This is a genomic window from Alphaproteobacteria bacterium, from assembly GCA_017302575.1.
Classification (GTDB): Bacteria; Pseudomonadota; Alphaproteobacteria; order Rickettsiales; family UBA3002; genus JAFLDD01.
Genome location: JAFLDD010000001.1, coordinates 601854 through 627204 on the forward strand (window position 1 = coordinate 601854; position 25351 = coordinate 627204).

Consider the following 25351-nt stretch of genomic DNA (forward strand, 5'->3'; position numbering starts at 1 on the left):
TATGTCTCCGTTTTTAGACTTCTTCTACGTTTTTACCGGCTAATGCACCCGCAATAGCATGATTCATACGACGTTCAGCAAATGGGCCGACCAACGCATGAAGTTGATGCACTTCGTAATCTATGCGCTCCCTGTCCGTACCAGCAATCGCGGCTTTCAAGGTTTGCATTTGCGCTTCGAACATCGCCACTTCACCTTGCTTAAGCAGATCAGGACTTAGCTCCATCGCGCGCTGTAACTCCAGCATCACACGCTCTGCCTCTACCCGCGCTTCTATTAATAAGCGCTCTAAAATATCGGACTTCGCATGCTCCATGCTTTCGCGCAGCATATGTTCGATTTCTTCAAATGCAAGACCGTATGATGGTTTCACCTCTACACGCTGCTCAACAGCAGATACCTGTTCTTTTGCGTGCACACTAAGCAGCCCGTCTGCATCAACCTCAAAGGTGATTTTGACGCGTGCGGCGCCTGCCACCATCGGCGGAATGTCGGTGAGGATAAATTGCGCCAGCGAACGGTTATCGCTTACTTTTTCGCGTTCACCCTGCACGATATGAATGCTCATCGCATTCTGGCCATCTTGATAGGTCGTGAACTCCTGCGCCACGCTCACGGGAATCGGCGTATTGCGCGGGATGATCTTTTCAACAATGCCACCATAGGTTTCAAGGCCTAGTGAAAGCGGCAATACGTCGAGCAACAGCGTGTTCGAACCTTTGGTCAGCGCTTCGGCCTGCAAGGCAGCGCCCATAGCTACTACTAGGTCAGGGTCAACGGAATCATGTATTGGGCATTCAAAAAATGCTTTCATTTGCGCTTTAACAAGCGGCACGCGCGTTGAACCACCGACCATGACAACGCCCTGAATATCAGCTTTACTGATGCCCGCATCGTGAATGGCTTGTTCGGCACACAAGATCGTGCGTTGAACGAGTGGTGAAATCCATTGCTCTATCTGCGCGCGCGTCACGCCTACGCGCTCGCCCGCCCAATCAACAATGGCTTCACTTGCAGTACTTAGTGCTTCTTTGGCGGCACGTGATGCTGCCAATAATTGGCTCATTTCGGTAAGCTGCAAATGGTCGAGATGGGTTCTGGAAATAACATATTCAGCAATTTTCTGGTCAAAATCATCGCCACCTAATTGCGTATCACCCGCCGTTGCTAGCACTTGGAATACACCCTGCTGCAATTTAAGAATGGAAATATCGAACGTGCCTCCACCTAAATCATACACAGCAAAAATGCCTTCAGCATTCGAATCCAAACCATAGGCGAGTGCTGCGGCAGTCGGTTCATTCAACAATCGCAGAACCTCTAGCCCTGCGATGCGCGCTGCGTCTTTGGTGGCGGTGCGGGCTGCATCATCAAAATAAGCAGGCACGGTTATCACCGCTTTGGTGACTTCGCGCCCCAGCGCCTCTTGCGCCAATAATTTCATGTGCTTCAAAATATCGGCAGATACTTCTACTGGCGAAACGCTACGCTCAGCCAGCCTCAGTTTTACAAGCCCCTCGCCCGTTTCTACATCATAGGGCAATTGGTCGGCGATTTTTGGAATGTCCGCCGCAGACTTGCCCATCAAGCGTTTGACGGATGCCAACACATCCATTTCACCTTCGGCGTAAGCGTGACGTGCTTCGTGCCCAACAATGGCGCTTTTACCAATATACTGCACAACCGATGGGATGATGGCTTTGCTATGCGCATCATGAATAGCCTCAGCCTTACCCTCACTGGCGATGGCGATCACCGAATGGGTCGTGCCAAGGTCGATACCGACCGCAATGCTGTCTTCATGCGGGAGAGGCGTTTGGCCTGGCTCGTGAATCTGTAATAAATGTCCCATTAGTGGCTTTCGTGCGTGTGGGCGTGCTGGGCTTTGATGCGATAGAGGTACATATGCGCCTCTTCTGCCGCTTTGCCCAAATAATGCAAGCGAATCGTGTATTGCGCCGCATGTTCTAGGTCATTTGCGCTGAGCGCCTCGGCAATCGCATCCACCGATTCATCGGCACTTTTGCGGATATCGCTCACTAATTCGAGCAGTTTTCGGCCATCTTCACTGCTGTCGGATATCTGCTCGCGAAGCTCCATCATCTCCACCAGCAGCGCTTGTGAAGGCTTTACCGTGTCTGCCTCGGAGTTCACATGAACGCCCTTGAGGGCCAGTAAATGCTCGGCGCGGGTGAGTGGGTTCTTCAAGGCTTCGTATGCCTGATTCGCGTCCATCGAACGCTCAATCGCTACGATACGCTCGGCTTCTGATTTACCAATCTGTCGGTCAGGGTGTGCCGCGCGTTGAATATCGAAATAGGATTTTTCCAACGTCTTGATATCCAAATCAAAGGATTCGGCAATGCCAAGCAGTGTGAAATAATTGGTCATGGCTAAACGTGGAAGGACTCGCCACAGCCGCAGCGTCCCTTCTCGTTCGGGTTCACGAACACGAAGCCGCTTTTGAATTTTTCTTCGACAAAATCCATCTCGGTGCCGATGAGGAACATCACCGCCTTAGGGTCGATGAGCACACGCACGCCTTTATCTTCCACGACTTCGTCGAACTTGCCGATTTCGTCCGCATATTCGACGGTGTAGCTCATGCCCGAACAACCACGCGTGCGAATACCCACCTTCACCGCAACAGGCGGTTTCTCGCGCTGCGCAATGAGCGCCTTGATTTGCTCAGCAGCACGATCGGTGATGGAAATGGCTTTGCCCGCTTGCATGACTAGCTCTGATGTTTGTCTTTATAGTCCTTGATAGCCGCTTTAATCGCGTCTTCAGCCAATACCGAGCAGTGAATTTTCACTGGTGGTAACGCCAAGTGCTGCGCAATCTCGGTGTTCTTGATTTGCGCTGCCTCGTCAATCGACTTGCCTTTTACCCATTCGGTAATCAGCGAGCTGGATGCAATCGCCGAGCCGCAGCCGAAGGTTTTGAAGCGCGCGTCTTCAATTACGCCCTCTTTGCTGACTTTGATTTGCAGCTTCATTACGTCACCGCACGCTGGCGCACCAACGAGGCCTGTGCCTACATCACTATCGTCTTTATCGAACGAACCAACGTTGCGTGGGTTCTCATAGTGATCGATCACTTTTTCACTGTATGCCATTATAAACTCCTTTGGCGAAATTCAGCATTCACCCGCTCTGTTTCTTGCTGGTTATCTAAATAAGATACAAGCGTATTAAATGCGGTTCTTGCATCAATATTCTCTGGATCAACGCCGTCTCTTATATATTCATTGGTTAAGCGCTCCATTACCTTCATCCGACACACTTGAAATGCTAAACCCCATTCATTTTGAACGTGAAGGGCAACATCATGTATGCCAGAATAAAAGTTTTGATCCTCACGCACTGAAAGGGCCTTACCCATCAAAGGCAGTGTGATTTCTTCATCTTGAGTGAACTCTGCATATTTCAAGGCCTTTTCCAACGCTGCATTCATTGAACGAAATACAGATACCCTCTCCGCATATTTAGCGGTTTCATCATCATCGCGCTCTGGCTCAGTATTCATTAATCGTCTACTCGCTTATCAAAGGAATCAGTATTTATCAGGCGATGATGGAAGCAATAACTTCTTCACAATATGCCATGCCAATTACCTATCCCTCACTACCTTTTCCGTTATCTCAATATCGCCTTTTACAAAGGCTTTTGCCTCTTCAACCATTGCATCATCACATTGGATAGCGTGATTTTCCTTGTATTTATGCGCTACATACTTGTGCACTTTGCTTTCTACTAGTCCATAAAGGTCCCCTTCGTACCCTTTATCGGCATACGCTTGAACCAGCACCGCTATCTGCTCGTCTCCGAGTTTCCCCATAATTTCGTTAGTCACCTGACGTATGACCTTGCCACGATGCAACATTTCCGCAATCGGGTTGTGGTGTATAACATCTGGAATGCGTATCATAATTAGTGGCCTGCCCACTCAATTTTTGAAATATCTACACCTTCTTGCACCATTTCCCAAAGCGGGCTCATGGCACGTAATTTTTCGATCGAACCGCTAACGATTTTAATCGCTTCATCGACTTCTTCTTCGGTCGTGAAACGGCCAATACCAAAACGAATCGAGGTGTGCGCCAGCTCTTCACCCACGCCGATGGAGCGTAGCACGTAAGAAGGCTCCAGCGATGCGCTGGTACATGCCGAACCAGACGATACGGCGAGGTTCTTAATCGCCATAATCATCGACTCGCCCTCGATATAGGCGAAGCTGAGGTTGATGCAGCCCGGCCAACGCTGTTCGCGATCACCGTTCAAGAACACGTCTTTTACGCCGTCGAGCGTTGCTTTCAGGAACTTGTCGCTCAGGTAGCGCACGCGGGAAGCGTCATTGGCCATTTCAGCCTGCGCGATGCGCGCTGCTTCGCCAAACCCAACCACAAGCGGGGTTGGCAAGGTGCCTGAACGCATGCCGCGCTCTTGGCCACCGCCTGTGAACAGCGCTTCTAAACGCACACGTGGGCGACGACGCACATAAAGAGCCCCCACACCTTTTGGTCCATAAATCTTGTGCGCGCTGATGCTCATGAGGTCGATATTCATCGCCTCGACATCGAGCGGAATTTTACCAAATGCCTGCGCTGCGTCCGTATGGAACAGCACGCCATGCTTACGGGTGATTGCCCCAATTTCAGCGAGTGGCTGAATCACGCCGATTTCGTTATTCACCGCCATCACGCTTACCAGCAATGTCTTGTCGGTAATGGCTGCTTCGAGTTCTTTCAAATCAATCAAGCCATTTGGCTTAACGGGCAGATAGGTAACCGTGAAACCTTCCATCTCCAAATGGCGCGCTGAATCCAGTACGCATTTATGCTCGGTCACCACGGTGATGATGTGATTCTTTTTGTCTTTGTAAAAATGGCCAACACCTTTGAGCGCAATGTTATTTGCTTCCGTCGCACCACTAGTGAAGATGATTTCTTTTTCGTCGGCATTGATAACGCTTGCGACTTGCGTACGCGCTAGTTCGCACGCCTCTTCAGCTTCCCAACCATAGGCGTGGCTACGCGAATGCGGATTGCCGAACTTTTCAGTGAAGTACGGCAGCATTTTTTCGACCACACGTGGGTCGCATGGTGTCGTGGACTGGTAGTCCAAGAAAATGGGAAACTTGATGGTCATTCTGTATCTCGTGTTGTTTTGTCCGCTTACTATAATAACATAGTAATAAGGTCAACTATTATCAAGGCTAGGCAGCCTTATGTTTTCCAAGGCGCTCATAGGTGTTTTTCCACGCACTGGCAAATGATTTTACGTCATTTTCTGTGGTATTCCAGCCCATGGAAATACGAATCGCGCAACTTGCTGTTTCCTCAGTGATTCCCATGGCCTTGAGCACATAAGAAGGCTCGATACGGCCCGAGGAGCAAGCAGAGCCCGCCGATACAGCATAACCTTCCAAGTCAAAGTTCATAAGCTGCGTCTCGCTTTTGACGTTTGGCATAGCGATTTGCAGGGTATTTGGCAGGCGTGGAGCGTCTTTGCTGAATACAACGCTACCTAATTCTGCTTCAAGCCAATCACGCCAAGCGGCGTGCTGCTTGGCTTCTGGGCAATTGGCCACCTCGCCCATCAGCGCGGCGAAACCAATGGTTTTTACCACATCTTCCGTTCCGGCTCTACGCCCAAGCTCCTGTCCGCCGCCTGTCAGTAAGGGTTTGATCGCCACGTCATTGCGCAAAATCAGTGCCCCAATACCGATTGGCCCACCGACTTTATGCGCACCAATCGTCATCATATCCGCTTTCAGTAACCCGAAATCGACAGGGATTTTGCCGATCGCCTGCACCGCGTCTGTATGCAGTAAGCCACCATGTTTATGCACGATATCGGCAATCTCGGCGATGGGGTTGATAACACCCGTCTCATTGTTCGCGAGCATCACGCTCACCAGCGCGGGACGACCCAGTGCAGCCAACTTCTTGTCGAGCACCTCGAGTATCACGATGCCATTTTCATCAACGGGAAGTGTGTCGCCACCCAGTAATGATGCCGTTTTAAGTATGGAGGCATGCTCAATCGCAGAAACCAACATAGGGCGGTCAAACCCGCGCAGCACCATGTTGTTTGCCTCGGTTGCCGAACCTGTAAAAAGCACCTCGTTGGCGAACACGCTCACACTATCGGCAATCGCTTTACGCGAATCTTCCAGCAATTTTTTGGCAACACGCCCCGCCGCATGGGTCGATGACGGGTTCAGCGCACAGCACTCATGCGGTTGCATGGCCTTAATCACCGCAGGTCGCATCGGCGATGTGGCGTTGTAATCGAGGTAACTTTTAGGCATGAGCCGTCGTGTCCTGCATCATTTCAGCGAGCATATACATATTCGCCGCTTCCTGAGGATCGAGGGGGAATTTTTGTTTGAGCTTACGCTCGCACACATCTGCTAGCGATACGGATTTAAGATAGTTGAAAATCTGATAACCAAGACCTTCCCACAAATCATGAGTAAGGCAGCGCGTTTTAGGCGCCATGCAGCCTTCGTGCGAACCGTTATTACAGCGCGTCATTTTGATCGACTCATCCGCCGCTATAACGATTTCGGCAACATTCGTATCATGTGCTGCTTTTGCAAGCTGGTATCCACCACCTGGACCGCGCACCGATTTTACAATGCCGCGCTTTTTGAGTTTAGCAAAAATCTGTTCCAGATACGCGAGCGGGATTTCCTGACGTTCAGCAATACCCGCCAGCGTCAACGGTCTGTCGTTTTTCTGGGTGGCTAAATCCACCATCGCCATTACAGCGTATCTACCTTTGGTCGAGAGTAACATTATTGCTTCGCTTCCCAGCGCGTTGCTGCCGCTTCTTCGCCCGCTTCTATGCTACGTTTTTCGATGTTTTGCAAGCGTGACTCAAGCATTTTGACCTGTTCAAGCAAGGTTTTTACGACATCGTGATCGTCATTTCCATCCGTCGTCCCGTAGGAGGTAAAGCTTTGAGTTTCCTGCACTGCCTCGACTTCATGGGCGGGGATACCTACCACCGTTGCCCCTGCGCGCACGTCTTTTACTACCACCGCGTTAGAGCCAACGCGTGCCCCCTTACCCACGGTGATAGGGCCTAACACCTGAGCGCCAGCACCGATAATCACCTCATCTTCAATGGTTGGGTGGCGCTTGCCACGGCTGAGTGATGTGCCGCCTAACGTAACCCCATGATACATGGTCACGTGATTGCCAATAACAGCCGTTTCGCCAATCACCACACCAAACCCATGGTCGATAAAGAATTTCTCACCAATGGTTGCACCGGGGTGAATTTCGATTGCCGTTACCAACCGCCCAATATGCGAAAGCACGCGCGCCAATAGCTTCAAATCACGCTGCCAGAGCCAGTGAGCGCTACGATAAATCATGATTGCATGGAAACCCGCATAGCAAAAAATCACCTCCCAGCGCGTTCTTGCGGCTGGGTCACGTGCCATGATGCTATCAATTTCGTCGCGTATAGATGCCATAAAAACCTTGTTTCCCGATGGGGTTTACGCTACCACCGCGCCTAAATCAAATACATCTGAGATGGAGACCGTATGGCAGAGGTGATTTTTCAAGGACCCGAAGGCCGCTTAGAAGGCCGTTATCACCATAATCCCGATAAGCACTCACCAATCGCTGTGGTGCTGCATCCTCACCCGCTCTATGGCGGCACGATGAATAACAAGATTGTCTATCGCCTTTACAGCAGCTTTGCACGTGCTGGCTTCTCGGTACTGCGTTTCAACTTCCGTGGCGTTGGCCGATCAGTTGGTAAATTTGATGATGGTATCGGCGAGTTGACGGATGCTGCAACCGCGCTCGACTGGGTACAATTGCAAAACCCAGATGCTTCAAGCTGCTGGATTGCTGGCTTCAGCTTTGGCGCTTGGATTTCGCTGCAGTTGCTGATGCGCCGCCCAGAGATCGAAGGCTTCTTGGCGATTTCTCCGCCAGCAAATATGTATGATTTCGGCTTCTTGTCACCATGCCCTGCTTCGGGTCTGATTACCCAAGGCGACCGCGACGATATCGTGAGCGAGCCTGCCGTTGCACAACTGGTTGAAAAACTCCGAGCGCAAAAAGGCACCAAGGTAGATTACAAAGTCATCAACGGTGCGGATCACTATTACCGCAATAACATGGACCAGCTTTATGAATTGGTGGACCAATACGTCCTCACCAAGACAGAAGAGTTCAAGGCGCGTCCACGTCTGCGCCCTGACCGTAAGCGCCGCAACTTGCCGCTTGATAATCTGATCAAGGCAATTAATGAGGCTTAGGCTTTATAAAACGCGCCGCCCGTTACTTTTACTTTTACGCCCGTTGTTGACGGCAGTGTTAAAGCAAGCCCGCGAACACTACGCATAGCAAGATAGGCGAAGGCCTCGGCCTCGAGCGTGTCGCCATTCCATTTAACCGACTCAACAGGCGCTACCTTGGTTTTAGGCAAGCGTTGCGTGAGCATTGCCATAAGCGTTGCATTATGGCGACCACCACCCGTGACGAGCAATGATTTCGGCGTATCATTGACGTGTTCGAACGCCTTTGCAATCGCTTCAACCGTGCAGGCCGCAAGGGTTGCCACACCATCTGCTGCTGTCAGCCCCTCCGCCACGCGGGATTGGAAATGATTGCGATCCAGCGACTTTGGCGCAGGGAGTGCAAAAAACGGATCAGCCAAGAAATTCTCAACACGCCCTTTATCCACTTCACCGCGCGATGCTAATTCACCATTCGCGTCATAACGTGTGGCGGCGTGGTGCAGCATCCAGTCATCCATCAGCGCATTACCGGGGCCGCAATCAAACGCCAAAATTTCACGGTTCTCTCCGAGGAAAGTAACGTTCGCGACTCCACCAATATTCACGACCATGAGTGGTTTGGGTAGATTTTCTGCCAAAGCACGATGGTAAAGCGGCACGAGCGGCGCTCCCTGCCCGCCTTCAGCTACGTCTCGGCTTCTGAAATCACTCACCACGGAAATACCTGTTTTTGCGACCAGCAACGGCGCATTGCCGATTTGCTCGGTGATGCCCTCATGCGGCGCATGGCGAATGGTCTGGCCATGGAAGCCGATCAGTTTAATATTCTCACGTGCTAGCCCAGATTGCTTGATGAGTAGATTCACCGCTTCCGCATGCTTGAGGGTCAGCGCATTGGCAATGGCGGCGCGGTCTCCCTGCCCCTTCATCAGCCCCAGAATATCGGCGCGCTCCAAGTCACTATAGGGCAACATCAGGGATGGGCCAACTTCGACATGTTTCTTGCCATCCGTGCGAATCAGCGCCGCATCCACCCCATCGGCGGAGGTGCCGCTCATCAATCCAATTACCCACTCTGGCGTATCAAACATGGTTTCCTCTTGTCGGAAGATATGATGCACGTTATGCCATTGCATCACAAGAGTGAATTATGAGCGCTGATTTTATTGAAATTCTCAAGACCCGTGGCTTCCTCCACCAAATGACGGATGAGGCAGGGTTAGCGACGCTGCTGAAGAGCGGCCCAGCCACTGCTTATATTGGCTTTGATTGCACGGCCAAGTCGCTGCATGTTGGCTCGTTGCTGCAAATCATGCTGCTGCGTTGGTGGCAAAAAACGGGCAATAAGCCCATCGTTCTCCTCGGTGGCGGCACGACCAAAATCGGTGACCCTTCGGGCAAAGATGAGTCACGCCCACCACTGACCGATGCTGACATTCAAGCGAACATGGACAGCTTGAAGCAAGTATTCAGCAAATTCATTACCTTCGGCAATGGCAAGACCGACGCCGTGATGGTGAATAACGACGACTGGTTGAAAGACCTGAATTACGTCGCCTTCCTGCGCGATTATGGTCGCCATTTCTCGGTGAACCGAATGATGTCGATGGATTCTGTAAAATTGCGTCTAGAGCGCGAACAGAATCTTTCATTCCTCGAATTCAATTATATGATTCTGCAAGCCTATGACTTCGTAGAACTGAATCGCAAACATGGCTGCCGTGTTCAAATGGGTGGCTCTGACCAATGGGGAAATATTGTTAATGGCATCGAATTGAGCCGTAGGTTGATGCCACAGATAAAGACATCAAAGACCGCAACTGTCGAAGAAGATGTTTCCGCAGCCTACGACGAAGTTGCTATGAATTCGGATAAATACCTCTTCGGCATCACATCACCACTACTCACCACATCGAGCGGTGCGAAGATGGGTAAAACGGCGGCGGGTGCTGTGTGGCTCAATGCGGATATGTTGAAGCCCTATGATTATTGGCAATATTGGCGCAATACGGAAGATGCCGATGTCGTGAAATTCCTGAAGCTGTTCACCGAACTTTCGCTCGACGAAATTGCCAAGCTTGGTGCGCTTGAGGGAGCAGGCATCAACGAAGCGAAAAAAGTGCTAGCGACAGAAGCAACCGCACTGCTGCATGGTCGCGAAGCAGCCCAGCAAGCGGCGCGCACCGCGCAAGAGACTTTCGAGCAAGGCAAAGCCAGCGCGACACTGCCAAAAATTCCTGCTTATGTCGGCGTACCTGCTTACAAGCTATTAGTTGCGGCGGGCGTTGCTGCTTCGAATGGTGAAGCGCGGCGCTTCATTAAAGGTGGTGGATTCCGTATCAACGACGAACAAATCAAAGACGATAATTACGTTGTGACGGATTTGAGCGTGAAAGTCTCTGCGGGCAAAACCAAGCATTTTCTTCTAGTGGAATCAGAAGCTTATTAACATTTAATAGCCACGCACTTCCAATTTAAGAGAAAGTTAACTGATATGTTTTACAGTGTGAGTTTAACATAGGATATTTTTATGCCTCCGTATGATATAGACGCACAGAAATCGGTTTAAGAAATAGCAAGAGAAATCGTCCCCATTATTAGAGATGAACTAATTACGGTTCTAGATTATGATGACGGCAAAGTTGATAACCGCGTTCAATTTGCAACTTTAAAAGGACATCTTTTAGCTTACGCAACTATTTTACCTGAGGATATTAGAGAAGAAGCAGTTCAATCTCATATGAACAGAGTCTTTCCTCCCAATAGATTTAATCATAGAAAAGATTTTGCGGTCGAAACAAATGATGAAGTAGTCATACAAAGAATTACTAAAATCTTGAGAGAAGCAAATCCTGACGGCATAGTTTCTCTCAATGAAGCTATTACACAAAGATCACTGCCTATGATTGGTTCTTTTGCAAAAGAACCCGCGCCTCTTATTTGCTAAACTCAAGTTCTATTTCTTTTTCTTCTCACTCGGATAGGCTTCGGGCTGCACGTCTTTGAGTTCATCAGGCGGTGGTGCGTCGAAGATGCTGAAGATATTGCGCAGGAAACCAGGTGTGAACCCTGAAAGCGGGTTTACGGACACTTGCGGGTCGGAATATTTGCCATCCACCGTGTAGCGGAACGCTACTAAGCCCTCGTCGCTGCCACCCGCGAGCATACCGATAATTGGAATCTTACCGACGAAACCGTTGATCCAATTTGCGGGCACAATCACGCCCTTCATGTTGAGCACAGTGGTCGCGGTGTCGAGCGCACCTTCAATCGTCAACCCTACAGAGCTACCGCTCGCCTTACCGTCTTTCACGGTGACTTTGCCGCCCAGCGCAATCATCGTCGCGGCGAGTTTATCAAAATAGATACCCTCACCTGTAAGGGTGTTTGCCAAACCACTGAACGAACCGACGCTGAGAATTTTTCCTAGCACCTGTGAATTCTTCAGATTGAATTTTTCAACAATGAAGCGGCCATTAAATGGCGCGGGATTTTGGGTGTCATCATACGTGCCTTTGAGATTCAGCGCGCCATTATAGACACGGTCCGTAATATCAAGCGCCCGCAAGAAATCGCCCGCATCGCCTGCTTTTAATTCTAGTTGGCGTTGACCATTCACTGTGCCGATGGTCGCACTAAAATCGCTTTTGCCTGCGGTGCCGTTGAACTCGGCGCTAGTGCAGCGCTGCTTATCGCAACGCAAATAGCCCTTCACGCGCTTGGTGGGGCCTGTCTGGCTCAGCACGAATTCATCTAGATCGACCTCCAAATCAAGTGCGGGGAAATCTTGGAGCAACGTATTCTCTTCCTCGTCGTAACTGCCCGATGCGTCGAGGCGCTTCCCACTCAGCCGCACTTCTTTGCCAGAAGGCTTCACTTCATACTTAACTCGGAAATCATTCAGGTTCGTTTGCAAACGCGGAACAGAAACATAGACCACCTCATCGTCTTTAGTCGCGACTTCACCCTTGGCGCGCAAATCGTCTGAACGAATATCGAAACCATAGGCATGCGGTGCATAGGTGTGCTTATCAAGCTGCTTAACATTCAGCGTGCCCTTTACGCCCTTCGCTTTTTTCCATGTAATCGGCGGGATATCGAGCTCCAAGTCGGTCACATCAATTGCAGCGCGCTTGACGATTGCGTCATCCGCACCGACTTCTAACTGCGCATCAATTTTCGCGTTACCGCCTTTAATTTCACGCATTTTAGGCAAGCCAACACCGACAAAGTCCTTATAGCCAAGCGTGCCTTTTACGCCAACCACCATGGGCCCCGACTCTTCTTGCTCAACGTCGAGCGTTAATTTTGTATCATCAATTTTGCTCGTTCCATTGAATGCGAAGGCGTCGTTGCTAGCGCGCATCGTACCGTCTAGCGCTTGCAGATTAAGCTTACCCCATAGATCGGGTTGGCTAATGCCCGTTAAAAGCCCGTTAATGTCATAGTCCACTTTATCGAAATTCACTTCACCATCTGGATTGCCACTAAACGCGTCGAACTTCAGAGCAAGCTGGCCATCGACCGTTCCTTGAATGGTTTCTGGATTAAGCTTCAGTGCGTCCTCGAACACGAAATGCTTGAGGGCAAGCAAACTGGCAACGTCACGCGCGGGTGCGGAAACTTTCAATTCCGCTTCCATAGGTGTGGACGGTGCATTGAGATTCTTCACACGAATGCGCGACCCAGCAATCGTAGTGCCTGTCAGCACTTTCCCTGTGGTGGTTGAGGCCTCCATCGTCTCGCCGGTGAAGACAACATGGCCGTTCACACCAGTCGCGGGTGGGAAGCCTTTGAGATAATCAACCGTCAAATTCTCGGCGTCAATCTCTGAGCGAATCGCGTGGTCGGGGTAAAATTCCGCGCTGAAATCCTGTGGCTGTAGGGAAATTTGGAGCGTTGCTTTACGCGCGATACCCTCCGTGATGTGAGTGGTCACCCATGTGCGCGATTCGGGCGAAAGCATCATGGGCCAATATTTATAGAGCGCATTCATGGGCAACGAGGTGAGACCTGCAGTCACCTGCACTGCCCATCCATCCGCGTGCTTCATACCATTGCCTGAGGCTTTAATTACGGTATCAGGCAGCTTGAGGTTCAATTCATGAACCAGCCACTGCTTAGCGTTCTTGCTTAAGCGCGCGGAGATCAGACCTTCACGAATATCAAGCGGTTTAGGGAACCACTCTGGCATCGTCAGTATTGTGCGGGCGGTGTTCATCGTAATATCGGCATTCTCAAGCACATGCTTTTTATTGAAGCCGAGCTTGATACTTCCCGATACTTTGCCTTTTACATCACTAACTGGGCCGCAGGAGGTGAACATGCAAATCATGTCGGCTGGCATCTGTTCGAAGCTTAGGCTGGCGATGGATTCTTTGGTTTCGCGGCTCCATTGCGCGGTGCCGGCTACATAGTGAGTGGTGGCGTTTTTGCTGGTGTCTTTGCGTACAAATGGCATGGACATCGCGCCATAAATGCCGTCATCATCACGCCCGACACGCAGCGAAAAAGGCGAGCTAATGAGCTTACTGCCCGACTTCATGTCCTTCATTTGCATGTAGGCATTCTCAATTGCGAAGCGCTTGAATGGCAAACGAATCGAAGCGGCACTGTCGTCATCCTCTTCTGCTTGCTCATCTTCTGCCATCATAGGTGCGAGAAGTTGTTGGATGGTAAGAATTGCGCTGTCCTCTTGAAGGCCAAGCTTGATTTCACCCTGCTCGTCCCGCACGAGGAAAAGCTTAGGGTTATACACCGTGACACTACCCAAACTTACATCACCGATCAGTAGATTGGGGAGTCGCAAGGTAGCGTCCATCTCTGGTAGTGTCGCGAACACCTGACCGTCCAAGCTTTGCCATTCGACACGAGTAAGGCGAATCGCGCCAAAGCGATTCAGCGACCGCCAATCAATCACCACATCGCCAATACTTACTTTGTAAGGCGATCCTTTGACCTGCAATGCCCGCTCGATCGTGGGTTTAAGCCATGAAATATGCTTAGGGCCACCTGCCGTAAGAATCACCGCACCCCCAACGATTAAGATGAGGAGTGTGACTAAAAACGCCAGACTATGCGTAATGCGCTTGACCATGTGCGTTATTGCGGCGAGATGTTCCTATGGTTTCTACTCACTCTGATAGCACCCTTCACTTACCTGCTGCAAGCAATGAGCGCGACGCTGCCCATTTATGGGAAACGCTTTCAAGCACCTTTGCTGCGCCAATGGCACATAAGGCGGCAAAGCCCTTGTTACAAGCCAGTGCTGGCAATTCGCCGTATATATCACGCTTGATTCAAAAATATCCGGATGTGTTCTTTAGTGGGCTAACACACGGCTATAGCGAGGAAGCACAGCGTATTGTCGCGGCAATCGCGGAGCCAACAGATGATTTGATGAAGCACCTGCGTATTTCCAAGGCACAGATTTCACTTGCCGTCGCGCTGGGAGATATTTCGGGCGAAATGTCACTTCAAAATGTGACCGCATTGCTTTCTACCTGCGCAGAGCGCTGCGTGCAGACAGCGCTAAATCATTTGCTTAGTGCGGCAGCCAAGCGTGGTGAATTTGCCCCCAAACACATGGATAACCCAAGTCTAGAAAGCGGGATCATCATTTTAGGGATGGGCAAACTGGGTGCGCTGGAACTTAACTACTCCAGCGATATCGACCTTATCATACTTTATGAAAAAGAGCAGCTACCCTACACGGGGCAGCGCAATGCCCAAATTTTCATGAATAAAATCGCGCAAGACTTGGTGACACTTCTGCAAGAACGCACGCAGGATGGTTATGTATTCCGCACTGATTTGCGTCTGCGTCCTGATCCTATGTCAACGCCACCCGCTGTTACCGTTGGCTCAGCACTCACCTATTACGAAACCGTGGGGCAAAACTGGGAACGCGCCGCGATGATCAAAGCGCGCCCGATTGCGGGTGATGTTGTGGCAGGTGAGCGATTCCTGAGTGAGCTTGTGCCTTATATTTGGCGTAAAAGCCTCGATTTCGCGACCATCGCGGATATTCACTCCATCAAACGCCAAATGAATGTGTCACATGGTAAAACCATTACGCTTGAAGGGCACAACATTAAAACAGGCATGGGCGGCATTCGCGAAATAGAATTTTTTGTCCAAACCCAGCAGCTCGTATGGGGTGGGCGTATTCCAACGCTGCGCGTACAAAGCACGCTGGATGCGCTAGACAAATTGGTCGAGGCGGAGCTTGTCGCACCCGCTACGCGTGAGCGCTTGCACCAACATTATGTGTATCTGCGCAATCTTGAGCATCGCCTGCAAATGCGAAATGACGAGCAAACGCACACCCTACCCGACACCGACGACGGTATGGAGTGGCTGCGTATTTTTCTTAACTACAATTCGCAGCAGGATTTGCGAAGCTATTGCCTTGATGTGCTCAATGAAGTTCACCGCATTTATTCCGAGTCTATGCAAGGCTCGGAGCCATTGGCAGTGGATGGGAACTTGGTGTTCACCGGCGTAGAGGCAGACCCAGAAACGCTCAAAACACTTGAGCGTATGGGCTATAAAGAAGCACGCCGCATTTCAGATATTATTCAGGGCTGGCATCGTGGCCATCGCCGGTCGACACGCTCGAAGCGTTCACGCCAAGTATTAACCGAATTGATACCTGCCGTGCTGACCGCCCTTAGTAAAACCGCACAACCCGATACAGCATTTTTCCATTTCGATGATTTCATCGACAAGCTTCCTTCAGGTGCGCAGATTTTTACATTGTTCAATACGCGACCAGAGTTGCTCGAATTATTGGCAGATATTCTGGGCTCTGCGCCTGCGCTTGGCGACACACTCAGCAAAGACCCTGGCCTTTTGGAAAGCGTGCTCGAAGCTGACTTCTTCCAGCCCCTGCCCAGTAAAACACAATTGGCTGCGCTACTGCATGAGCGCATCGCCTATACTCAGAATTACGAGCAGCGCATGGGTTATTTGCGGCTTTATAATAACGAGAAGCGCTTTCAGGCAGGCGTGCATTTATTGAAGAAACTTGCCAAACCGCTCGATATTGGCTGCTTCCTCAGCGACCTTGCGGACGTGATTGTCCAGACCACCATCAATAGCGTGCTGGATGCTTACGCCGAAGATGTGCCCGATATTCGTACATTATCGTTTGCGGCATTGGCGTTAGGTAAACTTGGCAGTCGCGAAATGACCTTCGGCTCGGATCTGGATTTAGTATTCGTTTACGATGATGAGGGGGATGCAGCATCTGAAATGCGCGCACATGTGCAGCGCGTAAGCCAACGCCTTGTCAGCGCTCTCACCCTTCTCACCCGCGAGGGTCGCTTGTATGAAGTTGACACACGCCTAAGACCAGGCGGCAGTGACGGGCCAATTGCCGTTAGCCTCAAAGCGTTTGACGCGTATTTCACCAACAGTGCTTGGACTTACGAGCATATGGCGCTCACCAAAGCGCGCATCATTGCGCATCACGGCACGTCGTTTGTCGAAACACTCGGCACGGTCATTCGTAGCCATATTTGTAAAGCGCGTGATCACAACGTACTACTGACGGACGTGCGCGAAATGCGCGAACGTATTGCCAAAGAACATCGCACCACTAATCCATGGCATCTTAAGCATCATCGCGGCGGCATGGTCGATATTGATTTTATCGCGCAATATCTCTGTTTGCGTGAAGCGTTGGCGCACCCTAGCGTTTGGCATGCGCAAGCAGAAGCGGTGCTACAAGAAGCCGCGAATCTTCGTGTTATCGACGCACAAAAAGCCAACGACTTGATTCAGGCAAAATTATTCCTATCTGACCTGCTCAGCTATTTGCGTTTGACCTGGGAGGCGGGCATCATCACCGACGATGCGCCTTCGGGCCTTAAACGCTTGCTGACAGCGGCTATGGGGGCGAATGATTTTGACGCACTCAAAGCCCGTGTGATGGAAGTTGAGGCGCGTGTGCGTGCCTTGTGGGATGAATTGTTACCAACTGCTTAGGAGAGCATCATGGCGAAAGCTGCAAAGAAAATCGAATCATCTTCGCTCAATGTGGGCGACAAAGCACCTGCTTTTAGCATGGCTACGGATGGTGGTGGTAATGTAGCCCTCAAAGATTATGCGGGTAAGAAAAATGTCGTGCTCTATTTTTATCCGAAAGACGATACGCCTGGCTGCACCACCGAAGCCAAGGATTTCAGCGATCTTGATGCGAAATTCAAAAAGACCGATACGGTGATTATCGGCGTGTCGAAGGACCCCGTAAAAAGCCATGACAAGTTCAAAACCAAATATTGCCTACCCTTCACGCTCGCTTCCGACGAGGACGGCTCCGTGTGCGAAGCCTATGGTGTGTGGGTGGAAAAAAGCATGTATGGCAAAAAATACATGGGCATCCAGCGCGCTACGTTCTTGATCGATAAAAAAGGCTCAGTTGCGGCGGTATGGCCTAAAGTGTCAGTCACTGGGCACGCGGCAGAAGTGCTGAAAACTGCTGAGTCACTTTAATAACGTGTCGATATACGCGGGTACGAGTTCAGTTGCCTTACCATAGCGTTTCTCAGCGAATAGGCTTTCGCCCAAAGACGACTCTAAGTTTAGTTCAATGGTGTGCGCGCCAGCGTGACGTGCCTCAGCCACAAACCCTGCGGCGGGATAGACATTGCCCGATGTGCCAATCGAGATGAATAAATCGCAGTTTCGTAGCGCACGGTAAATGCGCTCCATCTCAAGAGGCATTTCGCCAAACCACACGATATGGGGCCGCCAGTCACTATCGGATGCCAAATCCTCATCGCAGTCCAGCACGCGACTTGTCTCGTTATGGCGTTTCTTTTTGAGTTCGCCATGCATATGCAGCAACGAGTCGACGGGTGAGCCACCACGCTCGTGCAAATCATCGACATTTTGTGTCACCAGAAGAAACTCACCTTTCCAAGCGCGCGCCAGTTTTGCGAGGGCATGGTGAGCAGCATTGGGCTCCACCTCACGCAATTGGCGGCGGCGTATATTGTAAAACTCCTGCACCAGTGCAGGGTTGGCCTCATAGGCCTCAGGGGTTGCGACGTCCTCGATACGGTGGCCGCACCATAGGCCATCGCTGCCCCTGAAGGTCTGCAAGCCCGATTCGGCAGAAATCCCCGCCCCCGTTAATACGACGATATTTTGAATATCCACACCCCATTGCTCCTCTATGCAAGTTCGTATAAAACCACATCGTAGCAATGAGGCAATCATGAAAATTTGTATTTTAGGTGCTGGGGTATTAGGCGTCACATCGGCATATGAACTTGCCAAGCGTGGCCATGAAGTAACCGTACTTGAGCGCCAGAGCGCCGCCGCGATGGAATGTTCCTTTGCGAATGGCGGCCAGCTTTCCTATTCACACGCAATGCCATGGGCAAATCCTTACGTATTCCCTGACGTGTTTCGCTGGATGTTCAAAGACGATGCGCCGCTCGTCTTCCGCTTCAAAGCTGACCCGCACATGATTCGCTGGGGCTTGCTATTCTTGCTCAATTGCTTACCGGCACGTACACGTCGCCACAGCGAGGCACTGCTCCGCCTTGGCGTTTATAGCCGTATGAAGACGGACGAAATCATCGCCGATACGAAATTGGATTTTGATTATCTGAACAAGGGCATTCTGCACGTTTTCTCCAGTCAGAACTGCTTGGATCACGCAAAAATTCAGGCGGATTTCCAGCATAAAATGGGTGGTGACCCTGAATCGCTACTGACACCAGAAGAATGCGTGAAGATTGAGCCAACGCTGGCACATTCGAATAAAAAAATCTTCGGCGGTGTGTTGGCACCTAAAGATGCTTCGGGCGATATTCATAAATTCACGCAGCGCTTGGCTACCCTCATCACCGAGAAGTACGGTGTAAAGTTCCAGTATGGCACTGAAATTAAGCGCCTACATAAAGCTGATGGTAAAATTTCGCACATTGAAACATCGCAAGGGTATTTGAGCGGCTTTGACCATTACGTGTTGAGCACGGGGGCCTATAGCTCGGTGCATCTGCGCCAGCTTGGGCTTTATGTGCCGATCTATCCCATGAAGGGCTACTCTATCACCTTCCCTGCGAATGAATTCTGCCCAACTGTTAGCTTGACGGACGAGGCATTAAAAGTCGTCTATAGCCGCCTTGGCGACCGCATCCGCGTTGCGGGCACGGCGGAGTTTGCGGGTTATAATCATGATATTCGCAAAGTGCGCATCGACCCCATCGTGCGTGGCGTCAGAACATTATTCCCGAAAGCGGATTTATCGAAAATCGATGAATGGGCGTGTCTTCGCCCTTCAACGCCTGATGGTCCGCCTATCATTGGTAAAACGCCTATTAGCAACTTGTATCTCAACACGGGTCACGGCACGTTGGGTTGGACACAAGCGGCAGGCTCAGCGCGTTTGCTGGCAGACGTGTTTGAAGGCATCCCCACCGAAATTCCGATGACGGGCTTGACCATCGAGCGCAACCTCATCAAATTTTAATGAGCTTCACTCGTCACAGTATCAGCTTGCCGAATCTGCATGATGAAGGTCGGCACGAGATTGTGTTTTATGATTGGGGCAACACCGATTCCAAGAATGTCGCGTTTTGTGTTCATGGCTTAACACGCAACGCACGTGACTTTGATTTTCTAGCCCCTGCCCTTGTTTCACGCGGCTACCGCGTGATGGCGTTGAGCATGGCAGGACGTGGTGAAAGTGCGCTTTTAGAGAACCCAATGGCTTATAATTATGCGACTTACGTTGCAGATTGTATCGCGGTGATGAGCAATTTTCATATGCGCTCTGTCGACTGGGTGGGCACGTCCATGGGTGGCATCATCGGCATGATGGTGGCGGCTTTTCACCCCGATAGAGTTCGTAAACTGGTGCTGAATGACGTAGGTTCATTCCTTTCCAAAGAAGCGCTGGGTCGTATCTATAAATACGTAAGCGAAATGCCCGTTCATTTTGCAGACCGTGCTGCTGGTGAAGCGTATATTCGCACCAATTTTGCGCCGTGGGGCATTACCGAAGAAGCGCATTGGCAACATTTGATCAACCACAGCATCAGCCAAAATGCTGACGGCACATGGCGCTATTTATGCGACCCCCGCATCGCCGAGCCATTACGGGTTGCTAGTGGCAACTTCACTAAGGTGGAGGATGTGAACCTCGCCGAGGTATGGGATAAAGTGAATGTACCCACTTATATTATTCGTGGCGCGACATCTGACATCCTGCAAGAGGATACTGTAAGCGCCATGCGGCGTATCCATTTACGCGCAGACACCGTAACCATACCCAACGTCGGCCACGCCCCTGCACTTATGAATCATGAGCAAATCAGCCTAATTACCGATTGGTTGACGCGTGATGCGCTAAGCATTGCCGCCGCAGGCATGTAGTGCTATAATCACGCCATGACCCAAATTCGTTCAGGTAATCCATTTTTACGTGCCGCCGAGACTGGCGTCATCAAGCGCCCAGAAACGAAACAAGAAATGCGCGCCACCTCGGCCCTGCGCGCCGTCGTAAATTATTTCCCTAGCGATAGCGAGCTAGGCGAGATGATTAATAACGCCCTTACTGCGCTGCGGCGCGGCATTTATTGGGACCGTGGCTCTATTGTAAATCTCCAAGTGTGATGCTATAGCCTCCTCAACAGGAGCATTACATGATTCAGGCACTTAATTGGGAAGACCCGTTCAATCTTAGCGCGCAACTCACCGACGAAGAGCGCATGGCCGCCGACAGCGCACGCAGTTTTGCGCGAAGCGTGCTTTATCCTGGCATCATTGAAGCCAATCGCACCGAAACATTCGATAAAAAAATCATGCACCAGATGGGCGAAGCAGGTTTGCTTGGCTCAACGATCGAAGGCTATGGCTGTGCTGGGCTTTCGCATGTCGCTTATGGTTTGATTGCCAAAGAAATCGAGTGGGTTGATTCAGGCTATCGTTCGGCACTTTCAGTTCAGTCGTCACTCGTCATGCACCCGATTTATGCTTACGGCAACGATGCCCAGAAAGAGAAGTACCTGCCCAAGCTTGCAACTGGGGAGCTTATTGGTTGCTTTGGCCTTACCGAACCTGACCATGGCTCTGACCCTGGCTCGATGAAGACCCGCGCAACCAAAGTAGATGGCGGCTATAAAATTACCGGTTCCAAAACATGGATCACCAATTCACCCATTGCTGATATCTGCATCATCTGGGCGAAAGTGTATGGCGCAAAGCATGTGGAGGATGGAACGATTCGTGGCTTTATTGTTGAGCGTAAAGATAAGGGCAACCTCAGCACTCCAAAGATTGATGGTAAGCTTTCATTGCGTGCCTCCATCACTGGCATGATCATGCTAGATGATGTGTTTGTTCCTGAAGACCGTGAGCTGAATGTTAGCGGCCTCAAAGGGCCATTCGGATGCTTGAACAAAGCGCGTTATGGTATTGCGTGGGGTGCGCTTGGTGCAGCACATCACTGCTTTGAGATTGCGCGTGACTATACCCTTAATCGCAAACAGTTTGATAAGCCGTTGGCGGCGAATCAGCTCATTCAGAAAAAGCTCGCCGATATGATGGTTGAGATTAATCTTGGTTTGCAGGGCGCACTTCGTGTGGGTCGCTTGCTAGACGAAGATAATTGGGCGCCAGAAATGATTTCCATCGTGAAGCGTAATAGCTGCGGCAAATCACTCGAAATTGCCCGCACTGCGCGCGACATGCTCGGTGGAAACGGCATTTCCGACGAGTATCACGTGATGCGCCATATGTGTAATCTTGAAGCGGTGAACACTTACGAGGGTACGCATGATGTACATGCCCTCATCCTTGGCCGCGCCATTACGGGCTTGCAGGCATTCAGTGGCTAATTATAGAGCATATGGGAATACCAGCGCGCAACTTGTGCTGGTTGTTGTGAGTGCATAATCGGCAGTGAATACGTTGTTTGCGCCTGCTGTGGTGCAAGTGGTAAAATTAGAGCCAACCATGCCGTAAGCTGGCTTTCCATCGTCCATTTTTGTGTCAATATTCCACGCTTCTTCCGGCTTGATCGCATTGGCCAATGTATGAAAGTTAGTAGACTGGGCGCCAAATATCATCGCATTTCCTTTTTCGGTTGCGAAGAAGGTTCCAGCATAATCTCCAGAATTCATATATCTGTTGCTCCAGCCAGCATTTGCTAATTTGCTACGTGGGGCATTGGTACCAATCGCATGAGAATTTCCCTGCCCCGCTACTGAACGTGCACCCGTATAGGTTCCTTCAATCAAACCCGCGTTCGCCAATTGTTGCCAAAAACGAAAGAATTCGTAACCAACAAGAAAACCATCGCCATTTCCATTGCAGGTTGCCTGAGTCGTGCTTGGAACATCGGTACAGTCCACACCCAAACCATCGCCAGCGTCCTGTGCTGTCCAGAAAGTAGTGGCGTTTGTCATATCGCCAGGAAGTGCGAAATATTTGTCTCGGAAAGTCTGCTTTGCTGCAATGTAACGCTGATATTCCACCGAGACAGCACGAAGTTCACTAGCGCGAATCAGTGATTGACCCGCAAGGATGCCGCCTGTGAGAAGTCCTAAAATCACCAAAACGATGGAAAGTTCTACGAGCGAGAAGCCTTTTTTCATTTGCACCAGCCTATTTTCACCTATTTAACATATTCTTATGCAAGATATCAAAACTTATATCGCCTTCGCTCACTTGCTGGCCGATGCGGCTGGTCGAGCCATTCGCCCGCATTTTGAGCGCGTGGGAACGGTTGAGACAAAAGCGGATAACAGCCCCGTGACTGAAGCCGATAAAGCAGCCGAAAGCGCCATGCGTGGGCTGATTGAACAAGAATTCCCCGACCATGCGATTTTCGGCGAGGAGTTCGGCATTTCAGTGAGTGGAACGCTGCGTAGCATAAGCGAGCCGCTTGCGGCGGGGGCTTCGGGGGTAAGACCCCCGTATACTCAAAACTACACGTGGGTCATCGACCCGATTGATGGCACGCGTGCTTTTGTCGAGGGTCTCAAGGAATGGGGCACGCTGGTGGCACTATGTTCGGACGGAGTGCCGATTCTTGGTATTCTTGATCAGCCCGTTACGGGCGAACGTTGGGTAGCCACACGTGGCGGCGTTTCCTATTGTAGTGGCAATGTATTAAAAACACGCACCATCAAGAAACTTGCGGATGCTGAGTTCTCCACCACCTCACTACGCTACTTTACGCCAGAGCAAGGTGCAAAAGTCGCTAAGCTCGCGCAATCTTGTCGCCGCACCGTGAAAGATGGCGATTGTTATGCTTACGGCCTTCTCGCACGCGGTGCACGTGATGTGGTAGTGGATGCTGGTTTAAAGCCTTACGATATCTTGGCACTTGTTCCCATTATCGAAGCCGCAGGTGGTGTGATCACCACATGGGAAGGCAAGCCCGTAACGCTAAGCGACTATGCAAATGTTGTCGCAGCGGGCGATAAAACCTTGCACAAGCAGGCGTTGGCGCTATTACAGAGCGCATGAACAAAACACTTCATATCATCGGTGCGGGGCTTGCGGGCTCTGAGGCTGCGTGGCAGGCGGCCAATCGCGGCATTACCGTTATCATTCACGAAATGCGCGGCGTGAAGAAAACCTTCGCTCACCAGACCACCGATTGTGCTGAGCTTGTTTGCTCCAATTCTTTCCGTTCGGACGATTATGAGCGCAATGCGGTTGGCTTGATTCACGAAGAAATGCGTCGTTGTGATTCACTTATCATGCGCTGCGCAGACGCCCATAAAGTGCCTGCGGGCGGCGCACTTGCCGTTGACCGCGAGGGCTATTCAAAAGCCGTTACCGAGGCGTTGGAAAATCACCCCAATATTTCATTCGTGCGCGAAGAAATTTCTGAACTACCAAACGAGCCAACGATCATCGCAACAGGCCCCCTCACCTCTGAGGCGTTATCGCAAGTGATTTTGAAACATACGGGGCAGGAATATCTCGCCTTCTTCGACGCGATTGCGCCGATTGTGTTCAAAGAATCCATCGACATGAGCAAGGCGTGGTTCCAGTCGCGCTGGGATAAGGGCGATGGTAAAGACTACATCAACTGCCCCATGTCGCAGGAGCAATATTACGCATTTATCGATGCGTTAAACGCTGGCGAGAAAACGGAATTCAAGGAATGGGAAAAAGACACGCCCTATTTCGAAGGCTGCTTGCCGATTGAGGTGATGGCAGAGCGTGGTAAAGAGACTTTGTCCTTTGGCCCTATGAAACCTGTTGGCCTGACTAATCCGCATAATCCTACTGAAAGGCCTTATGCCGTCGTGCAGCTACGGCAGGATAATAAATTAGGCACGCTCTACAACATCGTTGGTTTTCAAACGAAGCTTAAGTACGGTGAGCAGCAACGCATTTTCAAAATGATTCCAGGTTTGGAGAATGCAGAGTTTGCAAGGCTTGGCGGCATTCACCGCAATACGTTTATCAACTCCCCTAAATTGCTGGATGGCTCGTTGCGCTTGAAGTCTGCGCCGCATTTGCGCTTTGCTGGGCAAGTCACAGGCGTTGAAGGATATGTGGAATCCGCCGCATGCGGTCTTATGGCTGGGCGATTCTACGCCTCTGAGCTGCTTGGTGAAGCAATTTCACCACCACCACGCACCACGGCGCTTGGTTCATTGCTTGCGCATGTTACGGGCGAGGCAAATGCCGAAACCTTCCAGCCCATGAATATCAATTTTGGGCTGTTCACACCGCTTGCAGGGCGTGTTCGTAAAGACTCACGCGCGCAGGCTTATTCGGCGCGTGCACTGCAAGACCTTGATACATGGCAAAAAACTTTGCAGACACACGCTGCCTAGCCTATAATCACTTCATGTTTTTCACCACCCCGCTCAAACGCGCACGCATTACCTATGCAGCACTCATGGCGAGCTGCACTTGCGTTGTGATGTCGGCAGTTTCCACCAGCGTGCTGCGCCCGATTGACCAATTCTGGGATTACTGGCCGCACTTACTTGCGATTGATATTGTGGTTGCCGTGCCCGTTGCGATTATGCTTGGGCCAATCATTCGCCGCATATGTGGCTATATTTATCCCGATTTGCCAAAGTAGGAAAGC

General features: G+C 50.8%; 25 protein-coding genes. 11 read left to right on the forward strand and 14 right to left on the reverse strand.

Annotated features, from left to right (window positions below):
* Positions 1–13: 13 nt before the first annotated feature.
* The 10 genes from hscA to cysE all read right to left on the reverse strand — a co-directional run bounded on the left by hscA (position 14) and on the right by cysE (position 7491).
* Positions 14–1852, reverse strand: coding sequence for a Fe-S protein assembly chaperone HscA (gene hscA, locus J0M34_03080; GenBank protein MBN8543227.1), 1839 nt, complete (start codon positions 1850–1852; stop codon positions 14–16).
* On the reverse strand, positions 1852–2391 hold the full coding sequence (hscB, locus tag J0M34_03085; protein MBN8543228.1) for a Fe-S protein assembly co-chaperone HscB: 540 nt from the start codon (positions 2389–2391) through the stop codon (positions 1852–1854). The genes hscA and hscB overlap by 1 nt, the downstream gene beginning before the upstream one ends.
* Before the next feature lie 2 nt (positions 2392–2393).
* Positions 2394–2732 carry an iron-sulfur cluster assembly accessory protein gene (locus tag J0M34_03090; protein ID MBN8543229.1) on the reverse strand — a complete coding sequence of 113 codons (339 nt, stop codon included), beginning with the start codon at positions 2730–2732 and terminating at the stop codon, positions 2394–2396.
* A 2-nt stretch (positions 2733–2734) separates the two neighbouring features.
* Positions 2735–3118, reverse strand: coding sequence for a Fe-S cluster assembly scaffold IscU (gene iscU / locus J0M34_03095; protein ID MBN8543230.1), 384 nt, complete (start codon positions 3116–3118; stop codon positions 2735–2737).
* A complete protein-coding gene (locus J0M34_03100) occupies positions 3118–3528 on the reverse strand; it encodes a hypothetical protein (protein ID MBN8543231.1) in 411 nt (136 codons plus the stop codon). Before J0M34_03100 ends, iscU begins: the two co-directional genes overlap by 1 nt.
* An 84-nt stretch (positions 3529–3612) precedes the next feature.
* On the reverse strand, positions 3613–3930 hold the full coding sequence (locus J0M34_03105; GenBank protein MBN8543232.1) for a hypothetical protein: 318 nt from the start codon (positions 3928–3930) through the stop codon (positions 3613–3615).
* 2 nt (positions 3931–3932) lie between these two features.
* Positions 3933–5150, reverse strand: coding sequence for an IscS subfamily cysteine desulfurase (locus tag J0M34_03110; protein MBN8543233.1), 1218 nt, complete (start codon positions 5148–5150; stop codon positions 3933–3935).
* Between the two features lie 67 nt (positions 5151–5217).
* Complete coding sequence (locus J0M34_03115) at positions 5218–6315, reverse strand: cysteine desulfurase (GenBank protein MBN8543234.1); 1098 nt, start codon at positions 6313–6315, stop codon at positions 5218–5220.
* On the reverse strand, positions 6308–6805 hold the full coding sequence (locus J0M34_03120; GenBank protein ID MBN8543235.1) for an Rrf2 family transcriptional regulator: 498 nt from the start codon (positions 6803–6805) through the stop codon (positions 6308–6310). The genes J0M34_03115 and J0M34_03120 overlap by 8 nt, the downstream gene beginning before the upstream one ends.
* The gene (gene cysE / locus J0M34_03125; GenBank protein ID MBN8543236.1) at positions 6805–7491 is read right to left on the reverse strand and encodes a serine O-acetyltransferase; all 687 of its coding nucleotides are present in this window, start codon (positions 7489–7491) and stop codon (positions 6805–6807) included. Before cysE ends, J0M34_03120 begins: the two co-directional genes overlap by 1 nt.
* Before the next feature lie 72 nt (positions 7492–7563).
* On the opposite strand from cysE, the gene J0M34_03130 reads away from it, so the two are divergent.
* Positions 7564–8289: an alpha/beta hydrolase gene (locus tag J0M34_03130; GenBank protein ID MBN8543237.1), complete on the forward strand. Its 726-nt coding sequence runs from the start codon at positions 7564–7566 to the stop codon at positions 8287–8289.
* On the opposite strand, the gene J0M34_03135 is transcribed toward J0M34_03130, so the two are convergent.
* Positions 8286–9362 carry an anhydro-N-acetylmuramic acid kinase gene (locus J0M34_03135; GenBank protein MBN8543238.1) on the reverse strand — a complete coding sequence of 359 codons (1077 nt, stop codon included), beginning with the start codon at positions 9360–9362 and terminating at the stop codon, positions 8286–8288. The genes J0M34_03130 and J0M34_03135 overlap by 4 nt on opposite strands.
* 59 nt (positions 9363–9421) lie before the next feature.
* Between J0M34_03135 and J0M34_03140 the strand changes: the two genes are divergently transcribed.
* On the forward strand, positions 9422–10720 hold the full coding sequence (locus J0M34_03140) for a tyrosine--tRNA ligase (protein ID MBN8543239.1): 1299 nt from the start codon (positions 9422–9424) through the stop codon (positions 10718–10720).
* 507 nt (positions 10721–11227) lie between these two features.
* Here J0M34_03140 and J0M34_03145 read toward each other — a convergent pair.
* Entirely contained in the window at positions 11228–14368 is a 3141-nt protein-coding gene (locus J0M34_03145; protein MBN8543240.1) for an AsmA-like C-terminal domain-containing protein, read from the reverse strand.
* A gap of 26 nt (positions 14369–14394) precedes the next feature.
* Here J0M34_03145 and J0M34_03150 point away from each other — a divergent pair, with 26 nt between their 5' ends.
* Both J0M34_03150 and bcp read left to right on the forward strand, forming a co-directional pair.
* Positions 14395–17262, forward strand: coding sequence for a bifunctional [glutamine synthetase] adenylyltransferase/[glutamine synthetase]-adenylyl-L-tyrosine phosphorylase (locus J0M34_03150; GenBank protein MBN8543241.1), 2868 nt, complete (start codon positions 14395–14397; stop codon positions 17260–17262).
* Between the two features lie 9 nt (positions 17263–17271).
* Positions 17272–17769, forward strand: a complete 498-nt coding sequence (gene bcp / locus J0M34_03155; protein MBN8543242.1) for a thioredoxin-dependent thiol peroxidase — start codon at positions 17272–17274, stop codon at positions 17767–17769.
* On the opposite strand, the gene J0M34_03160 is transcribed toward bcp, so the two are convergent.
* The gene (locus J0M34_03160; protein MBN8543243.1) at positions 17761–18498 is read right to left on the reverse strand and encodes an NAD-dependent deacylase; all 738 of its coding nucleotides are present in this window, start codon (positions 18496–18498) and stop codon (positions 17761–17763) included. The two genes, bcp and J0M34_03160, sit on opposite strands and share 9 nt — an antisense overlap.
* Between J0M34_03160 and J0M34_03165 the strand changes: the two genes are divergently transcribed.
* From J0M34_03165 to J0M34_03180, 4 genes are read left to right on the forward strand one after another with little or no spacing between them, the layout of a single operon-like run.
* Positions 18497–19759, forward strand: coding sequence for a D-amino acid dehydrogenase (locus J0M34_03165; protein ID MBN8543244.1), 1263 nt, complete (start codon positions 18497–18499; stop codon positions 19757–19759). The genes J0M34_03160 and J0M34_03165 overlap by 2 nt on opposite strands.
* Complete coding sequence (locus tag J0M34_03170; GenBank protein ID MBN8543245.1) at positions 19759–20664, forward strand: alpha/beta hydrolase; 906 nt, start codon at positions 19759–19761, stop codon at positions 20662–20664. Before J0M34_03165 ends, J0M34_03170 begins: the two co-directional genes overlap by 1 nt.
* A gap of 15 nt (positions 20665–20679) precedes the next feature.
* Positions 20680–20904 carry a hypothetical protein gene (locus J0M34_03175; protein MBN8543246.1) on the forward strand — a complete coding sequence of 75 codons (225 nt, stop codon included), beginning with the start codon at positions 20680–20682 and terminating at the stop codon, positions 20902–20904.
* A gap of 29 nt (positions 20905–20933) precedes the next feature.
* Positions 20934–22127 carry an acyl-CoA dehydrogenase gene (locus tag J0M34_03180; protein ID MBN8543247.1) on the forward strand — a complete coding sequence of 398 codons (1194 nt, stop codon included), beginning with the start codon at positions 20934–20936 and terminating at the stop codon, positions 22125–22127.
* On the opposite strand, the gene J0M34_03185 is transcribed toward J0M34_03180, so the two are convergent.
* The gene (locus J0M34_03185; protein ID MBN8543248.1) at positions 22128–22886 is read right to left on the reverse strand and encodes a prepilin-type N-terminal cleavage/methylation domain-containing protein; all 759 of its coding nucleotides are present in this window, start codon (positions 22884–22886) and stop codon (positions 22128–22130) included.
* A 37-nt stretch (positions 22887–22923) separates the two neighbouring features.
* On the opposite strand from J0M34_03185, the gene J0M34_03190 reads away from it, so the two are divergent.
* Genes J0M34_03190 through J0M34_03200 form a run of 3 tightly spaced genes read left to right on the forward strand, consistent with a single transcriptional unit; the run spans position 22924 to position 25345 of the window.
* Positions 22924–23763 carry an inositol monophosphatase family protein gene (locus J0M34_03190; protein MBN8543249.1) on the forward strand — a complete coding sequence of 280 codons (840 nt, stop codon included), beginning with the start codon at positions 22924–22926 and terminating at the stop codon, positions 23761–23763.
* Positions 23760–25091 (forward strand): methylenetetrahydrofolate--tRNA-(uracil(54)-C(5))-methyltransferase (FADH(2)-oxidizing) TrmFO, encoded by a 1332-nt coding sequence (gene trmFO / locus J0M34_03195; protein MBN8543250.1) that lies wholly within the window; start codon positions 23760–23762, stop codon positions 25089–25091. The genes J0M34_03190 and trmFO overlap by 4 nt, the downstream gene beginning before the upstream one ends.
* A 14-nt stretch (positions 25092–25105) precedes the next feature.
* Positions 25106–25345 carry a DUF2798 domain-containing protein gene (locus J0M34_03200; protein MBN8543251.1) on the forward strand — a complete coding sequence of 80 codons (240 nt, stop codon included), beginning with the start codon at positions 25106–25108 and terminating at the stop codon, positions 25343–25345.
* The last annotated feature ends 6 nt before the right edge of the window (positions 25346–25351 follow it).

What these genes read in the sequence shown, in the direction of transcription:
- hscA (MBN8543227.1), bottom strand. Translation starts at nt 1,852, where the DNA reads ATGGGACATTTATTACAGATTCACGAGCCAGGCCAAACGCCTCTCCCG.
- hscB (MBN8543228.1), bottom strand. Translation starts at nt 2,391, where the DNA reads ATGACCAATTATTTCACACTGCTTGGCATTGCCGAATCCTTTGATTTG.
- J0M34_03090 (MBN8543229.1), bottom strand. Translation starts at nt 2,732, where the DNA reads ATGCAAGCGGGCAAAGCCATTTCCATCACCGATCGTGCTGCTGAGCAA.
- iscU (MBN8543230.1), bottom strand. Translation starts at nt 3,118, where the DNA reads ATGGCATACAGTGAAAAAGTGATCGATCACTATGAGAACCCACGCAAC.
- J0M34_03100 (MBN8543231.1), bottom strand. Translation starts at nt 3,528, where the DNA reads ATGAATACTGAGCCAGAGCGCGATGATGATGAAACCGCTAAATATGCG.
- J0M34_03105 (MBN8543232.1), bottom strand. Translation starts at nt 3,930, where the DNA reads ATGATACGCATTCCAGATGTTATACACCACAACCCGATTGCGGAAATG.
- J0M34_03110 (MBN8543233.1), bottom strand. Translation starts at nt 5,150, where the DNA reads ATGACCATCAAGTTTCCCATTTTCTTGGACTACCAGTCCACGACACCA.
- J0M34_03115 (MBN8543234.1), bottom strand. Translation starts at nt 6,315, where the DNA reads ATGCCTAAAAGTTACCTCGATTACAACGCCACATCGCCGATGCGACCT.
- J0M34_03120 (MBN8543235.1), bottom strand. Translation starts at nt 6,805, where the DNA reads ATGTTACTCTCGACCAAAGGTAGATACGCTGTAATGGCGATGGTGGAT.
- cysE (MBN8543236.1), bottom strand. Translation starts at nt 7,491, where the DNA reads ATGGCATCTATACGCGACGAAATTGATAGCATCATGGCACGTGACCCA.
- J0M34_03130 (MBN8543237.1), top strand. Translation starts at nt 7,564, where the DNA reads ATGGCAGAGGTGATTTTTCAAGGACCCGAAGGCCGCTTAGAAGGCCGT.
- J0M34_03135 (MBN8543238.1), bottom strand. Translation starts at nt 9,362, where the DNA reads ATGTTTGATACGCCAGAGTGGGTAATTGGATTGATGAGCGGCACCTCC.
- J0M34_03140 (MBN8543239.1), top strand. Translation starts at nt 9,422, where the DNA reads ATGAGCGCTGATTTTATTGAAATTCTCAAGACCCGTGGCTTCCTCCAC.
- J0M34_03145 (MBN8543240.1), bottom strand. Translation starts at nt 14,368, where the DNA reads ATGGTCAAGCGCATTACGCATAGTCTGGCGTTTTTAGTCACACTCCTC.
- J0M34_03150 (MBN8543241.1), top strand. Translation starts at nt 14,395, where the DNA reads ATGGTTTCTACTCACTCTGATAGCACCCTTCACTTACCTGCTGCAAGC.
- bcp (MBN8543242.1), top strand. Translation starts at nt 17,272, where the DNA reads ATGGCGAAAGCTGCAAAGAAAATCGAATCATCTTCGCTCAATGTGGGC.
- J0M34_03165 (MBN8543244.1), top strand. Translation starts at nt 18,497, where the DNA reads ATGAAAATTTGTATTTTAGGTGCTGGGGTATTAGGCGTCACATCGGCA.
- J0M34_03160 (MBN8543243.1), bottom strand. Translation starts at nt 18,498, where the DNA reads ATGATTGCCTCATTGCTACGATGTGGTTTTATACGAACTTGCATAGAG.
- J0M34_03170 (MBN8543245.1), top strand. Translation starts at nt 19,759, where the DNA reads ATGAGCTTCACTCGTCACAGTATCAGCTTGCCGAATCTGCATGATGAA.
- J0M34_03175 (MBN8543246.1), top strand. Translation starts at nt 20,680, where the DNA reads ATGACCCAAATTCGTTCAGGTAATCCATTTTTACGTGCCGCCGAGACT.
- J0M34_03180 (MBN8543247.1), top strand. Translation starts at nt 20,934, where the DNA reads ATGATTCAGGCACTTAATTGGGAAGACCCGTTCAATCTTAGCGCGCAA.
- J0M34_03185 (MBN8543248.1), bottom strand. Translation starts at nt 22,886, where the DNA reads ATGAAAAAAGGCTTCTCGCTCGTAGAACTTTCCATCGTTTTGGTGATT.
- J0M34_03190 (MBN8543249.1), top strand. Translation starts at nt 22,924, where the DNA reads ATGCAAGATATCAAAACTTATATCGCCTTCGCTCACTTGCTGGCCGAT.
- trmFO (MBN8543250.1), top strand. Translation starts at nt 23,760, where the DNA reads ATGAACAAAACACTTCATATCATCGGTGCGGGGCTTGCGGGCTCTGAG.
- J0M34_03200 (MBN8543251.1), top strand. Translation starts at nt 25,106, where the DNA reads ATGTTTTTCACCACCCCGCTCAAACGCGCACGCATTACCTATGCAGCA.